The sequence below is a fragment of the Micromonospora sp. SD12 genome, assembly GCF_052068495.1.
In the GTDB taxonomy this organism is placed as follows: Bacteria; Actinomycetota; Actinomycetes; order Mycobacteriales; family Micromonosporaceae; genus Micromonospora; species Micromonospora echinofusca.
The window spans coordinates 1-20,469 of the sequence record NZ_JBQHDF010000009.1; the positions used below are offsets into that span (position 1 = coordinate 1).

At 72.8% G+C, this 20,469-nt stretch carries 18 protein-coding genes; 10 read left to right on the plus strand and 8 right to left on the minus strand.

Translation table 11 applies throughout. The features are described 5' to 3' along the window. Positions 1-259: 259 nt before the first annotated feature. The 3 genes from ACTMS2_RS18590 to ACTMS2_RS18600 form a co-directional block, all read right to left on the minus strand. Positions 260-1,111, minus strand: a complete 852-nt coding sequence (locus tag ACTMS2_RS18590) for a hypothetical protein (RefSeq protein WP_441176499.1) — start codon at positions 1,109-1,111, stop codon at positions 260-262. A 137-nt stretch (positions 1,112-1,248) separates the two neighbouring features. Further along, entirely contained in the window at positions 1,249-2,484 is a 1,236-nt protein-coding gene (locus ACTMS2_RS18595) for a snapalysin family zinc-dependent metalloprotease (RefSeq protein WP_441176500.1), read from the minus strand. A 241-nt stretch (positions 2,485-2,725) separates the two neighbouring features. Next, positions 2,726-3,205, minus strand: a complete 480-nt coding sequence (locus ACTMS2_RS18600) for a hypothetical protein (RefSeq protein WP_441176501.1) — start codon at positions 3,203-3,205, stop codon at positions 2,726-2,728. A 213-nt stretch (positions 3,206-3,418) separates the two neighbouring features. Here ACTMS2_RS18600 and ACTMS2_RS18605 point away from each other — a divergent pair, with 213 nt between their 5' ends. After that, positions 3,419-4,624 carry a chitosanase gene (locus ACTMS2_RS18605; protein ID WP_441176502.1) on the plus strand — a complete coding sequence of 402 codons (1,206 nt, stop codon included), beginning with the start codon at positions 3,419-3,421 and terminating at the stop codon, positions 4,622-4,624. Positions 4,625-4,633: 9 nt separating this feature from the next. Here ACTMS2_RS18605 and abc-f read toward each other — a convergent pair whose 3' ends face one another. The 3 genes from abc-f to ACTMS2_RS18620 all read right to left on the minus strand — a co-directional run bounded on the left by abc-f (position 4,634) and on the right by ACTMS2_RS18620 (position 8,920). Further along, entirely contained in the window at positions 4,634-6,283 is a 1,650-nt protein-coding gene (abc-f, locus tag ACTMS2_RS18610; RefSeq protein WP_441176503.1) for a ribosomal protection-like ABC-F family protein, read from the minus strand. A 224-nt stretch (positions 6,284-6,507) separates the two neighbouring features. After that, positions 6,508-7,599: an SRPBCC family protein gene (locus tag ACTMS2_RS18615; RefSeq protein ID WP_441176504.1), complete on the minus strand. Its 1,092-nt coding sequence runs from the start codon at positions 7,597-7,599 to the stop codon at positions 6,508-6,510. A 121-nt stretch (positions 7,600-7,720) separates the two neighbouring features. Continuing rightward, positions 7,721-8,920 (minus strand): RtcB family protein, encoded by a 1,200-nt coding sequence (locus ACTMS2_RS18620; protein ID WP_089000085.1) that lies wholly within the window; start codon positions 8,918-8,920, stop codon positions 7,721-7,723. 524 nt (positions 8,921-9,444) lie between these two features. Between ACTMS2_RS18620 and ACTMS2_RS18625 the strand changes: the two genes are divergently transcribed. The 4 genes from ACTMS2_RS18625 (at position 9,445) to ACTMS2_RS18640 (ending at position 12,324) form a co-directional block, all read left to right on the plus strand. Beyond that, the gene (locus ACTMS2_RS18625; protein WP_363904600.1) at positions 9,445-9,891 is read left to right on the plus strand and encodes a helix-turn-helix domain-containing protein; all 447 of its coding nucleotides are present in this window, start codon (positions 9,445-9,447) and stop codon (positions 9,889-9,891) included. Next, a complete protein-coding gene (locus ACTMS2_RS18630; protein WP_441176505.1) occupies positions 9,884-10,285 on the plus strand; it encodes a DUF4180 domain-containing protein in 402 nt (133 codons plus the stop codon). Before ACTMS2_RS18625 ends, ACTMS2_RS18630 begins: the two co-directional genes overlap by 8 nt. A gap of 64 nt (positions 10,286-10,349) precedes the next feature. Then, a complete protein-coding gene (locus ACTMS2_RS18635; RefSeq protein WP_441176506.1) occupies positions 10,350-11,519 on the plus strand; it encodes a spore photoproduct lyase family protein in 1,170 nt (389 codons plus the stop codon). 22 nt (positions 11,520-11,541) lie between these two features. Further along, positions 11,542-12,324 (plus strand): alpha/beta hydrolase, encoded by a 783-nt coding sequence (locus tag ACTMS2_RS18640; protein ID WP_441176507.1) that lies wholly within the window; start codon positions 11,542-11,544, stop codon positions 12,322-12,324. Between the two features lie 30 nt (positions 12,325-12,354). Here ACTMS2_RS18640 and ACTMS2_RS18645 read toward each other — a convergent pair whose 3' ends face one another. Continuing rightward, a complete protein-coding gene (locus ACTMS2_RS18645; RefSeq protein WP_441176508.1) occupies positions 12,355-12,861 on the minus strand; it encodes a DinB family protein in 507 nt (168 codons plus the stop codon). 392 nt (positions 12,862-13,253) lie between these two features. Here ACTMS2_RS18645 and ACTMS2_RS18650 point away from each other — a divergent pair, with 392 nt between their 5' ends. From ACTMS2_RS18650 to ACTMS2_RS18670, 5 genes are all read left to right on the plus strand, one after another. Then, positions 13,254-14,270: a dipeptidase gene (locus tag ACTMS2_RS18650; protein ID WP_441176509.1), complete on the plus strand. Its 1,017-nt coding sequence runs from the start codon at positions 13,254-13,256 to the stop codon at positions 14,268-14,270. A gap of 38 nt (positions 14,271-14,308) precedes the next feature. Beyond that, positions 14,309-15,919 (plus strand): ABC transporter substrate-binding protein, encoded by a 1,611-nt coding sequence (locus tag ACTMS2_RS18655; RefSeq protein ID WP_441176510.1) that lies wholly within the window; start codon positions 14,309-14,311, stop codon positions 15,917-15,919. Positions 15,920-15,986: 67 nt separating this feature from the next. Next, entirely contained in the window at positions 15,987-16,859 is an 873-nt protein-coding gene (locus tag ACTMS2_RS18660; protein ID WP_441176512.1) for a tetratricopeptide repeat protein, read from the plus strand. A gap of 5 nt (positions 16,860-16,864) precedes the next feature. Then, positions 16,865-17,068, plus strand: a complete 204-nt coding sequence (locus ACTMS2_RS18665; protein WP_089000078.1) for a tautomerase family protein — start codon at positions 16,865-16,867, stop codon at positions 17,066-17,068. Then, complete coding sequence (locus ACTMS2_RS18670; protein WP_441176513.1) at positions 17,065-18,045, plus strand: D-2-hydroxyacid dehydrogenase; 981 nt, start codon at positions 17,065-17,067, stop codon at positions 18,043-18,045. Before ACTMS2_RS18665 ends, ACTMS2_RS18670 begins: the two co-directional genes overlap by 4 nt. Positions 18,046-18,269: 224 nt before the next feature. On the opposite strand, the gene ACTMS2_RS18675 is transcribed toward ACTMS2_RS18670, so the two are convergent. Continuing rightward, positions 18,270-20,405, minus strand: coding sequence for a thiamine pyrophosphate-dependent enzyme (locus tag ACTMS2_RS18675; protein WP_441176683.1), 2,136 nt, complete (start codon positions 20,403-20,405; stop codon positions 18,270-18,272). Between the last annotated feature and the right edge of the window lie 64 nt (positions 20,406-20,469).

The window sequence follows — 20,469 nt, forward strand, 5'->3', positions numbered from 1 at the left end:
CGGCTACACCGCCTGACCAGCAGCCCCGCACCACGCAACGACGACAAGGGCCGACCCCCACCCGGGGGCCGGCCCTTTCGTCATACCGTTGTCGGGCGTCGAGCTAGCCGGAGGCGCCACGCCGCCGAGCCGGGACGTTGCGCCGAGCCCGGGGACCAGCCCTCTCGCCATGCAGCGCCAGCCCTCCCGCCCGGGTCGACCCCGTCCGGGCACCCGCCGCCGGTCGCTTCCCGGGTCCCCCGTTCGCTGCTCGTCCGGCTCAGGACCGGCGGTTGCGCTCCTGGATGAGCCGCTCGTCGAGCCGACCCAACTCGTAGATCGCGTTGAGTTCCGTCGGCAGGTGGGTCACGTTGTCGGCCACGGGTTCCTCGTACGGGTCCGGGGTGAGGGCCGCCGGACTGGCCGCGCCACTCGCCGACCCGGCCGCGCCAACCGCCGCCGCGACACCCCCGCCGGCCGCCGGACAATCCGCGACGGCCGCGCTGCTCCCCGCGACACCCGAGCCGGGCGCGGGACCAGCCGCGCCGCTCCCCGCGACACCCACGCCGGTCGCCGGACTGGCCGCGCCACTCGCCGACCCGGCCGCGCCGGTCGCCGGGCCAGCCGTACCGGTCGCTGCGACGGCAGGCTGGCGACGCCGGGTCAGGACGAGCAGCACGGACAGCACCAGGACACCCAGCGCCAGGCAGTAGACCAGCCACCGGTCCACTCCCCCGTCGTCCTCGCGGGGCGGGGCCGCGACCGTCGAGGGAGCGTCGGAGGCGGCGCCCGGCCCGTTCGCGGGCGGCGCCTCACCCTCCCGTGCCGCCGGGCGTCCGGCGGTCCCGTCGCGGGAACTCACGGGTGCGGATCCGGCGACGCTGGCGCTGGCGGGCGCGGACCGGCCGGGCGCCACCGGGGCGACCGAGGGGCCGACCGGGCCCGGGGCGGGCGCCGTCGAGTGGGACGGGACGGGCGTCGGGGAGGCGCCCGGGGTGGCCTTCCCACCGCCGTCGAGCAGGTCGTCGACGACCCGCCCGACGCCGTCGAGCAGGTCACCCACCGGGCCGCCAGAGGGCGTCGGCGCGGGAGCCAACGCCAGGGTCAGGGCGAGCGCGGCCACGACACGCATGGTTCACCTCGGAAGGGGTCGATGTGCCAGGCACCGTACCGCACTCCGGGTGGTCGCCGCGTGACGCCCCGGCGGCACGGCCCCGAAGACAGACGTACGGGGGACGCCGTCAGCGGCGTCCCCCGTACCGGGGTGGGTCAGACCGGCAGGCCACCGACCTGGGTGTTGATCCAGGTCCGGATGGACGGCAGGTCCACGTAGATGGAGGGGCCGGTGGCGCAGGTCGAGTTGTTGTTGCCGGCCCGGCTGGTGGCGCCGATCAGGGCCCACGCCCCGTTGATCCGGCGCACCTGCGGGCCGCCCGAGTCGCCGTAGCAGGCGCCCGCGTTGCCGTTGGTGTTGTTGGTGCAGATCTCGTACGGGCCGTTGATGCCGAGGCAACGGCTGTCCGCGACGATCGAGGTGTCCAGCTCGTGCGCGACGGTCGGGGCGCTACCGCAACCCCGGGGGGCGCAGGTCTGGCCCCAGCCGATGATCCGGGTGGCGGTGCCGACCGCGCCGGAGGTGCTCGGGATCGGCGCCGGGGCGTAGCTGACCGAGCTGGACAGCTGGAGCAGCTTGACGTCGACGCTCGGGTGGTTCACCGCCCGGATCACCGAGACGACGGTGCCGCCGCTGTTGCGGTAGATGCTGCCGACCCGCACCGAGGAGGGGGTCCCGCAGTGCTTGGCGGTGACCGCCCAGTTCGCCTTGATCAGCGTGCCGGTGCAGCCGGAGACGTACACCATCCACGGGTAGTTCTCGGTGGCCGGCCGGCCGTTGACCACCAGCGGCGAGATGTCGTCGGTGTCGTTCCACGTGAAGGTGCCGGTCGGCGCCTCCGCCGCGGCGAGACCGCCGGCGAAGAGCTGGTCCACCCGGGACGCCTCGGCGGCGCTCGGGTAGGCGTTGGTGCAGGAGACCGGCGCGCTGCTGCCGGACATCAGGTCGGAGCAGAGCCCCGTACGCCGGTCGGGCAGGCCGAGGATGTGGCCGAGCTCGTGGGTGGCGATGCGGGTACGGTTGTACCCCTGGTTGACGGCGGTCCAGCCCATCCAGACCCGGCCGGCGCCGAGGCTGGTGACCTGGGCGCGCGGCCAGCCACTGTCGACGTAGATGGTGACGTTGCCCGGCGTGCGGGGGACCAGCCGGACGTTGCTGACCTGGCTGTTCCAGATGGTCGCAGCCTGGTCGAAGTTGGTGCGGAACTCGCCGGCGCGGCTCGCGTCGTAGTAGACGGTGCGGGCGGCGGCGGACGCGCTCGTGTCGGTGGCGACCTGCATTCCGGTTGCGGCCAGCACCGCCGCCAGCGCGGCGGTCGCCGCGCGCAGCAGTTGTCGTCGGAACATACACGCACTCCCTGAGTTGGCCGGCGGCGTGCCACCGCCGGTCATCGATGTACGTGAATGCTAGAGCGAGGGCCGTCGATATGCGGCATAACGGAATCGTCATACCGGCCGCACCGCCGCGCGCCGCACGGACCGGATCGGCACGCAGTCGCGGCGGGCCGCACCGGGCCCGGCCACGCGGCTCGGCCCCGACCGCCGCCGGCCCGGCCGGAGCCTGCTCCGGCCGCCGGGAGGACCGCCCTCCGCCCCCTCGGCGCCGCGAGCGGATCGCCCCCGGCGCCGGCGCTCATCCGGCCGACGACGCGGCGGTCCGCTCCGACGAACGGACGGCCCGGCGGACGTCGCCGGCCGCCAGCGCGAACAGCGCGAGTGCGCCGGCGAGGGCCGCGTCCACCCCGATCACGAATCCCCGCTCCGACCCGGCCGGCGCCACGGCGACTCCGGCGGCAAGCGCCACCGCCGCCGCGAGCGCCATGCCCAGGCGGGCCGACGCCTCCCACCTCACGGCCCACCGGCTCCCCGACGACCGGCCCGCCGCGAGGCCCGCGCGCAGTCGCCACGCGGCGGCGGCGATGAGCGACGCACCGAGCGCCCCGGCGGCCCCGATCACCAGCCACGGCACGGCGAACGCCCCCGCCCGCCCGGCGGGCGACGACACGCCGCCCGCCGCGAGCAGCGCGAAGCCGACCGAGAGCCCGACATGCACGAGGATCACCCGCGACAGGCGACGCCGCAGCTCACTCAACTCGGTGACGGGTGTCGACACTGCCGCCTCCAATGCTCGGGTCCACCCCGCATCGTGCCACGTCGCATGCCACCCCACCCAGAGGTGACCGGCCTCGACGTTTGACAGCCAATCGACGCGCTGCTATCTGTTAATACAGTTTCCTGAAGCTCCCGGTGGCCGTCCGGCCGTCGTACGGGGCCGCGGGGCCCACCGACCGGAGGCGGCGCGCCGCCATCCCACCCGAGGAGCGCCATGCCTCGCAAGCGGACAGTCGCCCAGCTCTCGGGGGCACTCGCCGTCACCGTCGCCGCGATCGGCTACGGCCTGCCCTCGGCCAGCGCCGCGGCGGCCGGGACGGTCACCGGCCTCGGCGGCAAGTGCGTCGACGTCGCCGGGGCCAACCCCGCCAACGGCACGCCGATCCAGCTCTGGGACTGCAACAACACCGCGGCCCAGGTCTGGACGGTCGGCAACGCCGACGGATCGGTCCGCGCGCTCGGCAAGTGCCTGGACGTCACCGCCGCGTCGACCGCCGACGGCGCCAAGGTGCAGCTGTACGACTGCAACGGCACCGGCGCACAGAAGTGGACCGCCAGCAACGGCGCGCTGGTCAACACCGGCTCGGGCAAGTGCCTCGGCGTCACGGACTGGAGCACGGCCAACGGCACCCGGTTGCAGATCTGGAGTTGCTCCGGCACCGCCAACCAGCGGTGGGCCCTGCCCGGCGGCGGCGCCACGCCCACCCCGTCCGCCCCGGCCGGCGCTCCCCTCGACGACCCGGCCAAGAAGGACGTCGCCATGCAACTCGTGTCGGCGGCGGAGAACTCCTCGCTCGACTGGCGCGCGCAGTTCTCCTACATCGAGGACATCGGCGACGGGCGGGGCTACACGGCCGGCATCATCGGCTTCTGCTCCGGCACCGGCGACATGCTCGAACTGGTGGAGGCGTACACGCGGACCAAGCCCGGCAACGTGCTGGCCGGCTACCTGCCGGCGCTGCGCGCCGTCAACGGCAGCGACTCGCACGCCGGCCTCGACCCGTACTTCCCCCGCGACTGGCGCACCGCCGCCGCAGATCCCGTGTTCCGGGCCGCGCAGGAGGCCGAGCGGGACCGCGTCTACTTCAACCCGTCCGTCCGCGACGGCAAGGCCGACGGGGTGCGGGCGCTCGGGCAGTTCGCCTACTACGACGCGGCGGTGATGCACGGCTACGAGGGCATGCGCGCGATCCGCAGCCGCGCCCTGGCCCGGGCGAAGCCCCCGGCCCAGGGCGGCGACGAGCGGACCTGGCTGCACGCCTTCCTCGACGAGCGGGTCGCCGAGATGAGGAAGGAACCCGCCCACTCGGACACCTCCCGCGTGGACGCCGCGCAGCGGGTCTTCCTGAACAACGGCAACTTCAACCTGAACACGCCGCTGGTGTTCGCCGTCTACGGCGACCAGTACCGCATCGGCTGACGTCCCCGGTCACGACTCCGATGCGACGCCGGCGGGGGCGGCGGTCTCCCGCAGCCGGCCGTCGGCGAGCCGCAACCAGCGGTCCACACCGATCGACGCGAGGAACCGCGCGTCGTGGCTGACCACCACGAACGCGCCCTCGTACGCGTCGAGCGCGCTCTCCAACTGCGCGACGCTGACCAGGTCCAGGTTGTTGGTCGGTTCGTCCAGCAGGAGCAACTGCGGTGCCGGTTCGGCGAACAGCACGCAGGCCAGGGTGGCGCGCAGTCGCTCGCCGCCGGAGAGCGCCCCGACCGGAAGGTGGGCGCGGGGGCCCCGGAACAGGAAGCGGGCGAGCAGGGTCATCCGCTGCGCCTCCGGCGTCGTCGGGGCGTACGCGGCCAGGCTCTCCGCCACCGTGCGGTCGGGGTCGAGCAGGTCCAGCCGCTGCGACAGGTACGCGATGCGGCCGTCGGCCCGCCTGGTCCGGCCCCCTTCCGGCTGCACGTCGCCGGTGACCAGGCGCAGCAGGGTGGACTTGCCGGCGCCGTTCGGGCCGGTGAGCGCGATCCGCTCGGGCCCCCGGATCGTCAGCTCCAGCCCGTCGCCGGCGAAGAGGGCACGCCCGCCGTAGCGCACCTGCATCCCCTCGCCGTCGAAGACCGTACGCCCGGCCGGAACGTTCGTGCCGGGTAGCTCCAGCGTGATCCGCTGCTCCTCGCGCAGGGCTCGACCCGCCTCGTCGAGCCGGGCCTTGGCGTCGCCGACCCGCGCGGCGTGCGTTTCGTTCGCGCGGCCCGCCGACTCCTGCGCGCTCCGCTTCATCCCACCGGCGACGATCTTCGGCAGACCGGCGCTCTTGAGGTTGCGGGCGGCGTTGCCGGCCCGCCGCTCGGCCCGCTCGCGGGCCTGCTGCATCTCCCGCTTCTCCCGCTTGACCTCCTGCTCGGCGTGACGGACGTTCTTCTCCGCGACCTCCCGCTCGGCGCGCACCGCCTCCTCGTACGCGGTGTAGTTCCCGCCGTAGGAGCGGATCTCGGCGCGGTCGAGTTCGAGGATGCGGTCCATCCCGTCCAGCAGCGCCCGGTCGTGGCTGACCAGCAGCAGGCAACCGGTCCAGTCCGCCAGCACGGCGTGCAACGTGCGGCGGGCGTCGAGGTCCAGGTTGTTGGTGGGCTCGTCGAGGAGGAGGACGTCGGGGCGCCGCAGCAGTTGCGCCGCCAGGCCGAGGGAGACCACCTGCCCGCCGCTGAGGGTGTGCAGCCGGCGGTCGAGGGACACGTCGTCGAGGCCGAGGCTGTCCAACTGGGCGCGGGTGCGCTCCTCGACGTCCCAGTCGGTGCCGATGGTGGTGAAGTGCTCCTCGTCGGCGTCCCCGGACTCGATGGCGTGCAGCGCGGCGAGGACCGGCGCGACACCCATGACCTCGGCAACCGTCAGGTCACCGGTCAGCGGGAGGCTCTGCGGCAGGTAGCCGAGCACGCCGTCGACGGTCACGGAGCCGCCCGTGGGCCGACATTCGCCGGCGATCAGCCGGAGCAGCGTGGTCTTGCCGGCGCCGTTGGGCGCGACGAGGCCGGTGCGGCCGGCGCCCACGGTGAACGACAACCCCTCGAAGACCGGCGTGTCGTCCGGCCAGGAGAAGGAGAGGCGCGAGCAGACGATGGAGGGTTGCGGCATGGGGAGACCCTTGCGGTGACGTGGGCGCGCCCGGCGCCCGGGAGACGGGATGCGGCAACGACGCCCTGGGCCCACGGCGGCGGTCGAACGCCTGCCGGTGGCCGGGCACCATCCGGTGTCACCCGGAGATGTCGTCGTCACCCGCCATGTCTGGTCTCCCTGTCCCGATCACTGCCGCCCATCCTAACAGCGCGTGTCCGACGCGACGGGTACGCGCGCCGGCGTCAGAGACCCGCGCAGGGCGCGTCGCCCAGCGCGCAGTCCTCGGGCGCCCTGGTGAGCGGGTCGACGTCGCGGACCGCGAACGTGAACGTGCGGGAGCGACCGGCCGGCACGGACGGCCCGGTGAAGGTGACGACCTGCCCCTCCTGCCGCCAGTCGGCCCCGCTGACGTCGGTGAGCGAGCCGCCCTCGGCCAGCGTGACGACCACCTTCCAGCCGTTCACCGGCGCGCCGCCGGGATTGTCGACGACCACCTCGCCCGTGTAGCCGAGCAGCCGCGTCGACACGGTCTCGTAGCGGGCGGTCAGGGCGGGCGCCGACGGCGCGCCCGAGCTGGGCGTACGCGACGGCGTGGCCGAGGGGGTCGCCGACGGCGTGCGGCTCGGGCGGGACGGGCTCGGTGAGGCGCTGCGCGTGGGGCGGGCGGAGGGCGTCGGCTGCGGCGTACGGCTCGGGGTGGCCGTGGCGGTCGGCGACGGTGCCGGAGCCGGGCCGGCGACCGGCTCCGGGTCGGCGGGCAGCACGGCCCACACCGCCGCCCCGGCGACCAGCACGACGCCGACCAGCCCGCCGACCAGCAGCGGCCAACGGCGGCGGCCCGGCGCCGGCTCGTCGTCGACGCCCTCGGTCACGGGCATCTCGGCGGTCATCCCCGCCTCGCCCCGGCGCAGGTCGACCTGCCGGAAGGCCAGCCAGTCGAGGATCGCCGGCAGCCGGCCCGTCAGCGCCTGCCGGTAGGACTCCTCGCGGCCCTCGCGCTGTTCCTCGGCCCAACCGCCGTGCTCCAGCACCTCACGCACCGACAGCCGGCAGCCCTCGGCGGTGGGGGCGACGGCACAGGTCAGCCGGCTGCGTCGGCCGCCCTCGAGGCACCGCAACGCGATTAGCTCCGGCTCCCGCCGGTCGGTCACCTCCGCGTCGACGGCGGCGTCGAACCCGGGCAGGCCCGCCGTGAACAGCAGCAGCCGGCCGCGCGCCCCGGCCATCGGCTCGACCTCGGTGAACCACCGGGCGAGCAGGGCGCGATCCGTCAATGCGTGCCACACCCGGTCCGCCGGGTGGAACAGGTCGACCTGTACGTCGATCTCGGTCACGGCGAGACTCTACGGGTATCGATCGGGGGCCGGCCCGGACGGGGGGATCCCCACCGGACGCCGGCCGCGCCGCCCGGGCCGTACGACCGGCGCCCGCCCCCGTCCGGGCGCCGGTCGACGCTCAGCCCTTCACGCAGACCACCTGCTTGAGGTGCGCGACCACCTCGACCAGGTCCTCCTGCTGCGCCATCACCTGGGTGATGTCCTTGTACGCGCCGGGGATCTCGTCGACCACGCCGGCGTCCTTGCGGCACTCCACGCCGGCCGTCTGCGCGGCCAGGTCGGCGGTGCTGTACGTGCGCTTCGCCTGCGCCCGCGACATGCGCCGCCCCGCCCCGTGCGAGGCGGAGCAGTACGCGTCCGGGTTGCCCTTGCCCCGCACGACGTACGAGCCGGTGCCCATCGAGCCCGGGATGACGCCCAGGTCCCCCCGGCCGGCCCGGATCGCCCCCTTGCGGGTGACCAGCACGTCGACGCCGTCGTAGCTCTCCTCCGCCACGTAGTTGTGGTGGCAGCTGATCGGCTCGTCGTAGCCGACCTGCGGGAACTGCTCCCGCACCACGCCGCAGAGCAGGGCGAGCATGACCGCCCGGTTGCGCCGCGCGTACTCCTGCGCCCACCACAGGTCCCGGCGGTAGGCGTCCATCTCCGGCGTGCCGGCGAGGAACACCGCGAGGTCCCGGTCGGGCAGGTCGGCGTTGTGCGGCAGCCGCCGGGCGACGGCGATGTGCCGCTCCGCCAGCTCCTTGCCGATGTTGCGGGAGCCGGAGTGCAGCATCAGCCACACCCGTCCGTCGTCGGCGCCGCCCTGCTCCAGGCAGACCTCGATGAAGTGGTTGCCGCCGCCGAGCGTGCCGAGCTGCCGCTGGGCCCGCGTCTCCAGTTGCGCCACCCGCCGGTCGAGGTCGGCGAACCGGCGCCAGAAGTCGTCCCAGCCGGCCTGCTCCAGCCCACGGATCCGGCGCGGGTCGACCGGCTTCTCCCGCTGGTTGAACCCGACCGGGATGGTGGCCTCGATCGCCGAGCGCAGCCCAGCCAGGTCGTCGGGGAGGTCGGCGGCGGTCAGCGTGGTGCGCACCGCCGACATGCCGCAGCCGATGTCGACGCCGACGGCGGCCGGCGAGACGGCCTGCCGCATCGCGATGACCGAGCCGACCGTGGCGCCCTTGCCGAAGTGCACGTCCGGCATGACCGCGACGCCCTGCACCCAGGGCAGCGCACCGATGTTGCGCAGCTGCTGGGCGGCCTGCGGCTCGATGGCGTACGGGTCGGTCCAGACCCGTACCGGCGCGCGGGTGCCCGCGAGCGGGGTGTAGCTCATCGTCGTCTCCTCGTGTCGTCGGCTGGTCGTCGCCGTGACGGCGGAACCGGAAGGGATCGACGGCCGCCCGGGAGTCGAACCCGGTGGGAGTGGCCGCTCGGCCTCTCCCCGCGCCCGGCGCGCGGCCGGCCCGAAGGGGCGGGGCCCGACGGGTGCGGCGGTCGACCTGATTCGCACCGGGTGGACGAAAGAGCCGCCCGTTCCCCCGGTGGGGTGGGCGGCTGCGCGTACGCGTCGGCGCTAGCCGCGCCACCACCCCTGTCGCCGGCCCCGTTCGGGGCGGCGCCGCCAGTGGGCCCGTCCGCCTGTGGACAGCGCGGCCCCACCACGCGGCGTCGGCCACGTGGCGTCGGTGCGGGTGCGCTGCGACACGGCGTACTCCCCTGGGGTGGTTCGGTTGACCTTGCGCCGATGACGGTAGGCGGGCCGCAGGGGCCGCGCAATGGATATTCGGGGACACACGTGCCCGGCGGCGAGGATGAGAACTTCCCTAAACTTCCCTATGGGGGCTAGATTGGGTGCCGATGAGTGAGGAAATGTTCTCAGTCGAGCAGGTGGCCGAACGGTTGGGACTGCACGTGCGCACCGTGCGTGGCTACATCCGCGCCGGTCGGCTCAGGGCGGTGCGGATCGGCAAGCAGTACCGGATCGCCCGCGCCGACCTCGACGCGCTGACCGGCCGGCCGGCGCCCGCCGGCGGCGCGGCGGTGGAGGTGTCGAGCATCCTGCAGATCGACGGCGTCGACCGGGCCGCGGCCGACCGGCTGGCCACGCTCGTCCTGGCCACGGCGAACACCAACCACCAGCCCGCACACCCGCTGCGCATCCAGACCGTCCACGACGAGGAGCGAAACCGCATGAAGATCGTGATACTGGGCGGCGCCTCGGCCACCGCCGACGTGCTGCGTCTCGTCGACGCCGTGCTCGACGGCGACAACGGCCTGCTCACCGGGGAGGCCGGCGGTGCCTGACGTCATCCAGGAGCGGGCCGGGGTGCCGGTGCTGGTGTGCGACCCGGACGGTCCCCCCGTGGCCACCGAGCAGGACGCGCTGGACCTGATCGGCGCGGCCTTCCTCGGCGCCCAACTGGTGGCCGTGCCGGCGAGCCGGCTCGACCCCTCCTTCTTCGCCCTCGGCACCCGCTTCGCCGGCGAGGTCATGCAGAAGTTCGTCAACTACCGCATCCGCCTGGTCGTCGTCGGCGACATCGCCGCGCATCTCGCGGCCAGCTCGGCCCTGCGCGCCCTCGTCCACGAGTCGAACCGGTCCGGGCACGTGTGGTTCGTCCCCGACCTCGACGCCCTCGACGCCCGGCTGGCGCCGGCGGCGGGGCGCGGGCCGGACGGGGCACCGACGCGCGGCTGACCGCCCCGGGGTTGCCGGCCGGCGGGGCGGGTAACCGGCGCGGATGAGGCCCGGGGCAGAGCCCGTGGACGTCGACGAGCCGCTGGCCGTCGACGTACCGCCCGCACCGCACGACGCCAGCGGCGAACGCGTGCCGACCCGCGACCTGGCCGGGCTGGCGCCGGCGGCGCGCCCGGCGCGGCGGTGGACGCCGCGCCGGGTGGTCGCCACGCCGGCCGCACTCGCCCATCCGCACGGCCGGCGGATCGCCGAGCGGGTCGAGGCCCTGGGCATCGAGGTCGAGCGGCTGCGCGCCAACCGGCTCACCGGCGTCCGGGGCGACACGGAACGGCAGACGTACGCGCGGGCGAAGGCGACCATGGCGATCGTGGTCAGCCCGCCGTCGCGCCGCAGGCTGCAACCCATCGCGCCCAGCGCCGACTGGCGCTTCGACCTGGCGGAGGGCTGCCCCGCCCACTGCCAGTACTGCTACCTGGCCGGCTCGCTGTCGGGGCCGCCGGTGACGCGGGTCTACGCCGACCTGGACGACATCCTCGCCGGCCTGGCCGACTACGCCGGGCGGGGCACGGTGACCAGCCGCAGCACCGCGCGGGCCGGCGAGGGCACCACCTTCGAGGCGTCCTGCTACACCGATCCGCTGGCCCTGGAGCACCTCACCGGCAGCTGGCGGCGGGCCGTGGAGCACTTCGCCGGCTGGGACGCCCCGGTGCAGCTGCGCTGGACCACCAAGTACGCCGACGTCGACACGTTCGTCGGGCTGCCGCACGCCGGCCGCACCCGGGTGCGGTTCAGTGTCAACTGCCGCCCGGTCAGCGAGCGGATGGAGGGCGGCACCGCCACGGTCGCCGACCGGCTGTCGGCGCTGCGTCGACTCGCCCTCGACGGCTACCCCGTGGGCCTGACCGTCGCGCCGATCATGCCGCTGCCCGGCTGGCGGGAGCACTACGGCGAACTGCTCGACGCGGTGGCCGGCGCCGTCGCCGGAGTGCCCGGGCTCGACCTGACCGCCGAGCTGATCACCCACCGCTTCACCCCGGGCAGCAGGGAGGTGCTGCTCGGCTGGTACCCACGTACCCGGCTGGAGATGGACGAGTCCGCCCGCACCCGCAGGTACGGCAGGTTCGGCGCGGTGAAGTACGTCTACCCGCGCGACACCATGGCGGAGCTGCGCTCCTGGTTCGAGCGCGAGCTGGCGGCCCGGCTGCCGGCCTGCCGGGTCCTGTACTGGACCTGACGATCCGCTACGGTCGACGACCGTGGCCCTGACGCGTGTCGACCTCTACTCCGAGGTGCTCGGTCTCAGCACCTCGATGACGGTGATCCTGCCCCAGCAGACCACCACGCAGATCGGCATGTCCGGCAGCGCCGGGCAGGGCGACCCGCCCGTGCTCTACCTGCTGCACGGCCTGTCCGACGACGACACGATCTGGCTGCGCCGCACCTCGATCGAGCGGTACGTGGCGCCGCTCGGCCTGGCCGTGGTGATGCCGCAGGTGGGGCGCAGCTTCTACGCCGACGAGGAGCACGGCAACCGGTACTGGACCTTCCTCACCGAGGAGTTGCCCCGGCTGTGCCACGGGTTCTTCCGGCTCTCCGCGCGCCGGGAGGACACCTTCGTCGCCGGACTCTCGATGGGCGGCTACGGCGCGCTGAAGTGGGCGCTGCGCGAGCCGGGCCGCTTCGCGGCGGCGGCGAGCCTCTCCGGCGCGCTCGACGTGGCCGCCCGCCGCCACGCCACGACCGCGCCCCTCGACCCCGCCGTCTGGCACACCGCCTTCGGCGAGCGCACCGTCGCGGGCAGCGACGACGACCTCCTCGCCCTGCTCGGCAGGGCCACGCGCGACGACCTGCCCGCGCTGCGCGTCGCCTGCGGCACCGAGGACTTCCTGTACGAGGACAACCTGACCTTCGTGGCGGCGGCCCACGAGCGGGGCGTGCCGCTCACCGTGGACTTCTCCCCCGGCGCGCACGACTGGGCGTACTGGGACGCGAAGATCCAGGACGTGCTGGCCTGGCTGCCGCTGCGCACCGGCGGCTGAGCGCACGGGGCGCGGAAGCCGCCGGCCGGCTCAGGCGCCGACGGCGCCGTCGATGCCCTCGCGCAGCAGGTCGGCGTGACCGTTGTGGCGGGCGTACTCGTGGATCAGATGCAGCATCACCAGCCGCAGGGACACGTCCTCGCCGGACCTGGCGTGGCGGCCGGTCACGTCGAGCGACTCGGCCGCGCGCTCGATGCGGCGGGAGTGCGCCACCTCCCGCTGCCAGGCGTCGAAGGCATCGGCGCGGGTGGCGCCGCTCGCGTCGTACGCCACCTGGAAGTCACCGGAGTCCGACCAGACCAGCGGCACGTCCTCGCCGTCGATGGTGCGGCGGAACCAGGCCCGCTCCACCTCCGCCATGTGCCGGACCAGGCCGAGCAGCGACAGGGTGGACGGGGGCATCGACTGCCGGCGCAGGTCCTCGTCGGACAGGCCGTCGCACTTCATCGCGAGGGTCGCCCGGTGGTAGTCGAGGAAGGCGCGCAGCATCTCGCGCTCACCCCCGGTGACGGGCGGCCCGATTCGTTCGGTGGCCACGGCCCACTCCCCCTCGCGTGACGACACACCCGCCGTCCGACGGTCGCTCGGCTGCGCGGCGGGACCCCGCCGCAGGGTGATCATGCCGGACGTCGGCGGGGACGCGGTACGCGGCCGCCGCCCTCCGACCCGTGGCACCCCGAAGGTCCCGACCGGACGCGCCACGACCCCGTGATCAGGCCAGGAGCAGAAGGCCGTCCTGTTTGTCCGGTAGTGCTCCCGTAGAACGACTGACGACCTGCAAATTTGACGAAATTCGTCGCTCAGAGGCGATTATTTGACGAGTTAGCCAGGATCTATGGACATGAACCGCCGGCACTCGTAGGGTCTCACCATCTTCCGATGATCCTGGAGATGACGTGAACACTGCCGCCACGGAAATTCCCGCCAACTTGGCGACCGACCTCCACGCCGCCGCCACCGTGGTGGACGGGAGCACGGTCATCGAGCTCAGCGACGCCCACCTCGACCGGATCCGGCGAGGCGGCGTCACCGCTGTCAACCACACCGTCACCAGGCCGTACGCGGACACGGTCACCGCCCTGCGGGAGGTGAACCGGTGCCGCAGGTGGATCGACGAACACTCCGACGACGTGCTGCTCGCGCTGACCGTCGCCGACATCGAACGGGCCAAGGCCGAGGGCAAGGAGGCCGTCATCTTCGGTCCGCAGGACACGGAGATGATCGGCGTCGATCTCGACCTGCTCGGCACCTTCTACGATCTCGGCGTCCGCATCCTGCAACTGACCTACCAGCGGCAGAACCTGCTCGGCGCCGGCTGCGGCGAGGAGACCGACTCGGGTCTGACGCACCGGGGTCGCCGCTTCGTCCAGGCGATGGACGAGCTGGGCATCCTGGTCGACGTCTCGCACTGTGGCGAGCGCACCGGCCTGGACGCCATGGAGGCGTCCGCCAAGCCGGTCGTCGTCACCCATTCCTTCTGCGACGCGATGTCGCCGCACATCCGGGCCAAGTCCGACGGATACCTGCGCAGTCTCGCCGAGCAGGGCGGCGTCATGGGCATCACCACCTTGTCAGGTTTCCTGTACTACCCGGAGGACCCGTCCCGGCGTCCGGATCTCGCCCGCTTCGTCGAGCACGTCAGCCGCGTGGTGGAGGTGGCCGGCATCGACCACGTCGCGATCGCCACCGACTACGACGAGACGTGGACCGAGCCGATGCGGATCGCGCAGTTGAAGTCCATCGCCCAGTCGAAGTCCAAGGAGCACCAGAACCTCCTCGGCGACTTCGGCTGGACCGAGCGTCGGGCGATCGGGATGGACGACGCCGCGGACTTCCCCAACTTCACCCAGGCGCTGCTGGACGGCGGCTTCTCGCCGGCGGACGTGACCAAGGTCCTCGGCGGCAACTGGCTCCGGGTCTACGGACAGACGTGGAAACCGGCCTGACCTGTAAGTGCTGATCGTGATACCAGCCAAGGAGACCCATGCGAACTCGTGTTTTGACCAAGGTGCTGGCAGTGGGCGTCATCTCGGCGCTCGCCGCCGGCTGCGGAGGCGGTGAGCCTCCGTCCAAGAACAGCGGCAGCAGCTCCAACGACGGCCTGAGCGGCAACGTCCGCCTTCAGGACGAGTCGCAGCCGGCAGGCACCCCGAAGTCCGGCGGTCGGCTCCGGGTCATGATCCGGCTGGACGCGAACGAACTCGACCCGCACCGCATGTCGGAGACCTCGGCCTTCGTCATCAACGAGCAGATCTACGAGTCGCTGGTGCAGTCGTACCGGGGCGAGATCAAGCCGGCCATCGCGGAGTCGTGGACGCAGAGCACCGACGGCCTGTCGGTGACGTTCAAGCTGCGCGACAACGCCGTCTTCCACAGCGGGCGCAAGGTGACCGCGGCGGACGTGAAGTACTCGATCGAACGGATCAAGGACCCGGCGACCCGGGCGCCACGGGCCCGTAGCTACGAGGGCATCACCTCGGTCACGGCGCTCGACGAACGTACCGTCGAGATGAAGCTGGCCAAGCCGAACGCCGCGATCCTGACCCTGCTCTCCACCGCCGCCTCGTCGATCGTGGACCGCACGGTGGCCGAGGCGGGCGGCCTCAACGGCAGCGTCGACGGCGGCAGCGGCCCCTTCAAGATGGCCTCGCGGGTCACCGGCCAGGCCATCAAGCTCGACAAGCACGCCCAGTACTGGGAGCCGGGCGTCCCCTACCTCGACGGGATGGACTTCACGTTCAACCCGGACGACAACGCCCGCGCCGCGGCGGTTCGCAGCGGCACCGTCGACTTCCTCTGGCGTCCCGCGCCCGAGTTCATCGACGCGCTCAAGCGCGACGAGAAGCTCAAGTGGTACGGCGGCTCCGGGTCGCTCTCGCTGCACCTGCGGCTCAACACCTCCAAGGCCCCGTACGACAACGTCAAGGTCCGGCAGGCCATCTTCCTCGCGCTCGACCGCCAGGAGATCCTCAACGTGGCCAACTCCGGCTTCGGGACCGCGCTCAACGCCGGATACCTGCCACCGGACCGGTTCGGCGCGGTGCAGGAGCCGATCTACGGCAAGGCCGACATCGAGAAGGCCAAGGCGCTGCTGGCCGAGGCCGGGTACCCGAACGGCTTCGAGGCCAAGCTCATGGTCATCGCCACGTCGGCGTTCCAGGTGCGCTCGGCCGAGGTGGAGCAGCAGCAGCTCGCCAAGATCGGCATCAAGGTGACCATCGAGTCGGTCGAGTCGACCATCGCCGACACGAAGACGAAGTCCGCCGACTTCGACATGTACCAGTCCGGCTTCGGTCTGACCTACGACCCGGACGAGCGGTTCACCGCCAGCTTCCTCTCCGGCGGCGGCCTGAACTACGGCAACTGGACCGATCAGGAGTACGAGAACCTCGTCGTGCAGGCCCGCTCGGAGATGGACAAGGACAAGCGCGCCGCGCTCTACCAGCAGGCCGAGAAGATCCTGGCCGACCGCGGGCCGGTGGCCATGACCTTCCTGAACGCGGACTTCGACGTGGTGCAGAAGGACGTCATGGGATACCAGGGCGACCCGACACCGACGTACCGCTTCTACCGGCACATCTGGCTCGACCGCTGACGCCGTGGCGGGGACGCCGGCCTCCCGGCGCCCCCGCCACCCCCGCAGGACGACGAAAGGCAGGCCCATGACGGCTGTACCGCTGACCGACCGCTACGTCATCGCCGCCCGGCTCAAGGGCTATCTCAACAAGCACGGCGAGTCGGTGGCGCTGCTGACCGAGGCGCTCGAGCTGGAGCCGGGCAGCGCACGCCTGCTGCGCTTCCGTGGGCACCGGCGCATCTCGATCGGCGACTACGCCGGCGCCATCGCCGACCTGCGCGCCGCGGCCGACCAGCTGCCCGGCGTCGAGGACGAGTACGAGATGTACCAGCCCGAGGTGGAGAAGGACGTCGTCAGCCTGATCCTCGGCAGGCCCGAGCAGGTACGCCCGCAGCACCTCACCGACACCATGGCCGCCCAGGACCCGCAGGCCCTCGGCCGGTACCACACGACGCTGCACGCCGGCATCTGGTACCACCTCGGGGTCGCCCAGTACCTGAGCGGTGACTTCGAGGGCTGCCTGCCCAGCTTCCGCGCGGCCGAGGAGTCCTCCCGGCACCAGGAGGGCACCGTGGCGTCGCAGGACTGGCAGTACATGGCGCTGCGCCGCCTCGGCCGGCCGGCCGAGGCCGAGGAGGTGCTCGACCGGTTCCGCAAGATCGCCCTGGTCCAGGAGGACCACCTGGTCGGCTACGAGGGCCGGATGCAGCTCTACACCGGCGACATCACCCCTGAGCAGCTGTGGGCCATGTGTGACGGCAACGACCTGAAGACCGTCACACAGGGCTACGGTCTGGGCAACTGGCACTACTACCAGGGCGACATCGAGAAGGCCCGCGAGGTCTTCGACGGGGTGCTGCGGACCGGTGTCACGCACGCCTTCGCCTACCTCGCGGTCAAGGCCGAGTACGCCAACAATCCCGACTTCGCCGCGGCGGCGACGACAAAGGAGAACTGAGGACGATGGCAATCATCCGTGCCGAGATCGGCAAGCGTGACCAGGAGACCAAGAACGCGATCATCGCCGAGCTGACCGACGTGCTGGTCAAGTACGGCTCCCCGCGGGAGAACACCCACGTCCTGCTGTACGAGGTCTCGTACGACAACTGGGCCAAGGGCGGCCTGACCTACAACGAGCGGAAGAAGCAGGCGCAGGAGTCGTCATGACCACCGCCACCGGGGGACCCCACGTCCTGATCACGCCGAACCTGGCCGAGCTGCTGCCGCAGCTGCGCGAGCGCTATCCACAGTGCCGGTTCACGTCGGTGCCGGAGGACGAGCCGGTACGTGCGGAGTACCTCGACGCCGAGGTGATCCTACGCAGCGCGATGAACGAGGACACCTTCGACGAGCTGCTCAGCAAGTGCGACGGCCTGCGCTGGGTCCAGATCACCGCCGCCGGCTTCGACTGGGTGGGCGGCGACATCATGCGCCGCCGCCTCGACGAAGGGCTGGTCTACACCCGATCCGGGAACTCCTACAACGTGCCGATCGCCGAGTACGTCATCGGTGCGGTGCTGCTGCACCAGCGGGCGTTTCCCGAGCTGCGCGAGGCCCAGGAGCGCCGGGAGTGGGTGCGCATCGTCGGCCGGGACCTCATCGGCAGCACCATGCTGGTCTTCGGCACCGGCGGGATCGGGCGCGAGGTGGCCTGGCGCGCCAGGGCACTGGGCGTCACCGTGATCGGGGTCAACCGTGCGGGTACGCCCGCCGAGGGCTTCGACCGGGTGGTCTCGTTCGCCGACCACCTCGCGCTGCTGCCCGAGGCCGACTCCGTGGTGCTGGCCATGCCACTGACCAGGGAGAACCGGTACTTCTTCGACGCTGAGCACTTCGCGGCGATGAAGGAGACCGGCATCCTGGTCAACGTCGGGCGGGGTGCGCTGGTCGTCGAGGACGCCCTCGTCGACGCCATGCGGCAGGGCCGGATCGCCGGTGCCGTGCTCGACGTGTTCGAGGAGGAGCCGCTGCCCCCGGAGCACCGGTTGTGGGGGCTGCCCCGCACGACGCTCACCCCGCACACGTCGTTCCGGGGTTCGGGCAACCTGCAGCGGCTCTACGCGGACTTCTGCGCCAACTTCGACCTGTACCTGGCCGGTGAGCCGTTGACCGGCACGAAGCGTCAGCCCGAGCTGGGGTACTGACCGACCCGTCCGCGTCGTGAGGCGGCGGAGCACCTGGATACGGATGCTCCGCCGCCTCACGTCGTGCCCGGCCGCTGCCGCCCGGCGTCCGGGGGGACGCGGCGCCTGATGTCGTCAACGACTCAGCTCGACAGGGCGGACACGCCGTACGCGTCCCGCAGACACGCCGGCGGGCCACCCGGTCGATCGGGTGGGCCGCCGGCGTCCTGCGGTCCTGCCGGGGATCACCCGAGCAACGAGCGGGCCGCCGCCAGCACGTCGTCCTCGCCCAGCAGCACCTGGTCGGCGGCCGGGCCCAGGGGAACGTAGCTGTCGACGCTGTTGACGCGCGAGATCGGGCCGGTGAAGCCGCGGTCAACCAGCGCGGCCACCACCGCCTCGGAGACGCCACCACTGGTGCGGCTCTCGTCGACGACGAGCACCCGCGAGACCCCGGCGAGCGCGGCGCGCAGGCTCACGGCCGGCAGCGGCGACAGCCACTGCAGGTCGATGACCCGGGTGCTGACCTGTCGTTCCCGGGCCAGCGTCGCGGCCACCCGCAGGCTCATCGGAACGCCGTTGCCGAAGGTGACCATCGCCAGGTCCGTGCCCTCGCACACCGTCCGCACCTGGCCGAGCGGGTTCTCCGTCGCCGCCCAGTCGGCCGGCTCCGGATAGTCGGCGAGCCAGCCGCCGTCGCCGTCGGTGTGCAGGTCACGCCGATGGTAGAGCGCGATCGGCTCCAGGAAGACACACACCCGCCCCTCCTGCTCGGCCAGGGCGAGACACTGGCGCAGCAGGGCGGGAGCGGTGGCCGGGTGTGCGGCGACCGCGAAGGCCAGCCCGGGGATGTCCCGCAGCACCGCCACCGAGTTGTCGTTGTGGAAGTGCCCGCCGAACCCCTTCTGGTAGGCCAGGCCGGCGATCCGCACCACCATGCCGTTGGAGTACTGCCCGTCGGAGAAGAAACGCAGCGACGCGGCCTCACCGCGCAGCTGGTCCTCCGCGTTGTGCAGGTAGGCCAGGTACTGGATCTCCGGGATCGGCAGCGTGCCGGCCAGGGCCCCGCCGAGCGCCACCCCGAGGATGGTCTGTTCGTCGAGGAGGGTGTCGAAGACCCGGCTGGCCCCGAAGACCTTCCGCAGCCCCCGGGTGACGCCGTAGACGCCACCCTTGCGCGCCACGTCCTCGCCGAAGACCTGAGCCTGCGGCCAGGTCAGCAGCGCGTCGTGCAGGGCGGCGTTGATCGACTGGGCCAGGGTGAGCGGGCCGCGGGACTCGGGGGGTCTGCCGCCGAACGCCCTCTCCCGTCCGGCACCGGCACGGCGCGCGGCGGCGCCGACCCGGTCCACCCGCCGGGCGGTCAACGGTGCGGTCACCGCCGCCGGGTCGTCCAGTCGCCCGACCCGGCCCAGCATCAGCTCGGCCTGCTCCATCACCCGCTTGCGGGAGTGCTCGTAGCGGTCGAGGGTCTCGGCCGAACTGAGTATCCCGCGCCGCGCGAGCAGGGCCGCGGTCGCCAGGATCGGATCGCGGGCGTGGTCGGCGAGGATCTCCGCGCGGGCGCGGTAGGCAAGTTCGGCGTCGGAACCGGCGTGGCCCATGAACCGTACGGTGCTCAGGTGCAGCACGGCGGGCCGGCGCCGGGTACGCACCTGGTGCGCCACGTCGGCCGCGGTGGCCAGCAGGCCGGCGGGATCGGTGCCGTCGGCGTACGCGTAGTCGATGCCGGGCAGGGCCGACAGCATCCGGCGCACCCAGCCCCGCGGGGAGCGGGTGCTGATGCCGATGCCGTTGTCCTCGCAGACGAACAGCAGCGGTACCGGGATGCCCTGGTGGGCGCTGTAGCCCACCGCGTTGAGGGCGCCCGCCGCCGTGGAGTGGTTGGCAGAGGCGTCGCCGAAGCTGCACACCACCACGGCGTCGGCCGGGTATCCGGTGTCGGTGACGCCCCGGTCGAGCGCGAACGCCAGGCCCATGGCCCGCGGCAGGTGGGAGGCGATCGTCGACGTCTGCGGGATGATGTTCAGGTCCCGGTGGCCGAAGACCTTGTGCCGACCACCGGAGATCGGGTCCTGCCGGGACGCCGCCGCCGAGTGCAGCACGTCCGCGATCGGCGTGGAGCCGGCGACCTGACCGGCCCGCGCGGCGTAGAAGCCGCCGGAACGGTAGTGCAGCAGGGCGGGATCGGTCGGGCGCAGCGCCAGCGCGACGGCGGCGTTGCTCTCGTGCCCGCTGGAGCCGATCGTGTAGAACCCCTCCTGCCGGGCCTGCAACCAGCGCAGCGCGAGGTCGAGGTGCCGGCTCTGGATCTGGGCGTCGAGGTAGTCCAGCAGCAGGCCGGGGTCCACGTCGACGTCCGGGGAGGTCTGCTCGGGCAGCGACTGACCCGCGGACCACTCGCTGAGGCGGCGGACCAGGTGCTCGTCGATGGATTCCACGCGG

Excerpts from the sequence above, each read along its gene's own strand:
- ACTMS2_RS18625 (WP_363904600.1), top strand. The coding sequence starts at position 9,445 with ATGAGTGAGGAAATGTTCTCAGTCGAGCAGGTGGCCGAACGGTTGGGA.
- abc-f (WP_441176503.1), bottom strand. The coding sequence starts at position 6,283 with ATGCCGCAACCCTCCATCGTCTGCTCGCGCCTCTCCTTCTCCTGGCCG.
- ACTMS2_RS18660 (WP_441176512.1), top strand. The coding sequence starts at position 15,987 with ATGACGGCTGTACCGCTGACCGACCGCTACGTCATCGCCGCCCGGCTC.
- ACTMS2_RS18595 (WP_441176500.1), bottom strand. The coding sequence starts at position 2,484 with ATGACCGGCGGTGGCACGCCGCCGGCCAACTCAGGGAGTGCGTGTATG.
- ACTMS2_RS18590 (WP_441176499.1), bottom strand. The coding sequence starts at position 1,111 with ATGCGTGTCGTGGCCGCGCTCGCCCTGACCCTGGCGTTGGCTCCCGCG.
- ACTMS2_RS18665 (WP_089000078.1), top strand. The coding sequence starts at position 16,865 with ATGGCAATCATCCGTGCCGAGATCGGCAAGCGTGACCAGGAGACCAAG.
- ACTMS2_RS18620 (WP_089000085.1), bottom strand. The coding sequence starts at position 8,920 with ATGAGCTACACCCCGCTCGCGGGCACCCGCGCGCCGGTACGGGTCTGG.
- ACTMS2_RS18655 (WP_441176510.1), top strand. The coding sequence starts at position 14,309 with ATGCGAACTCGTGTTTTGACCAAGGTGCTGGCAGTGGGCGTCATCTCG.
- ACTMS2_RS18670 (WP_441176513.1), top strand. The coding sequence starts at position 17,065 with ATGACCACCGCCACCGGGGGACCCCACGTCCTGATCACGCCGAACCTG.
- ACTMS2_RS18605 (WP_441176502.1), top strand. The coding sequence starts at position 3,419 with ATGCCTCGCAAGCGGACAGTCGCCCAGCTCTCGGGGGCACTCGCCGTC.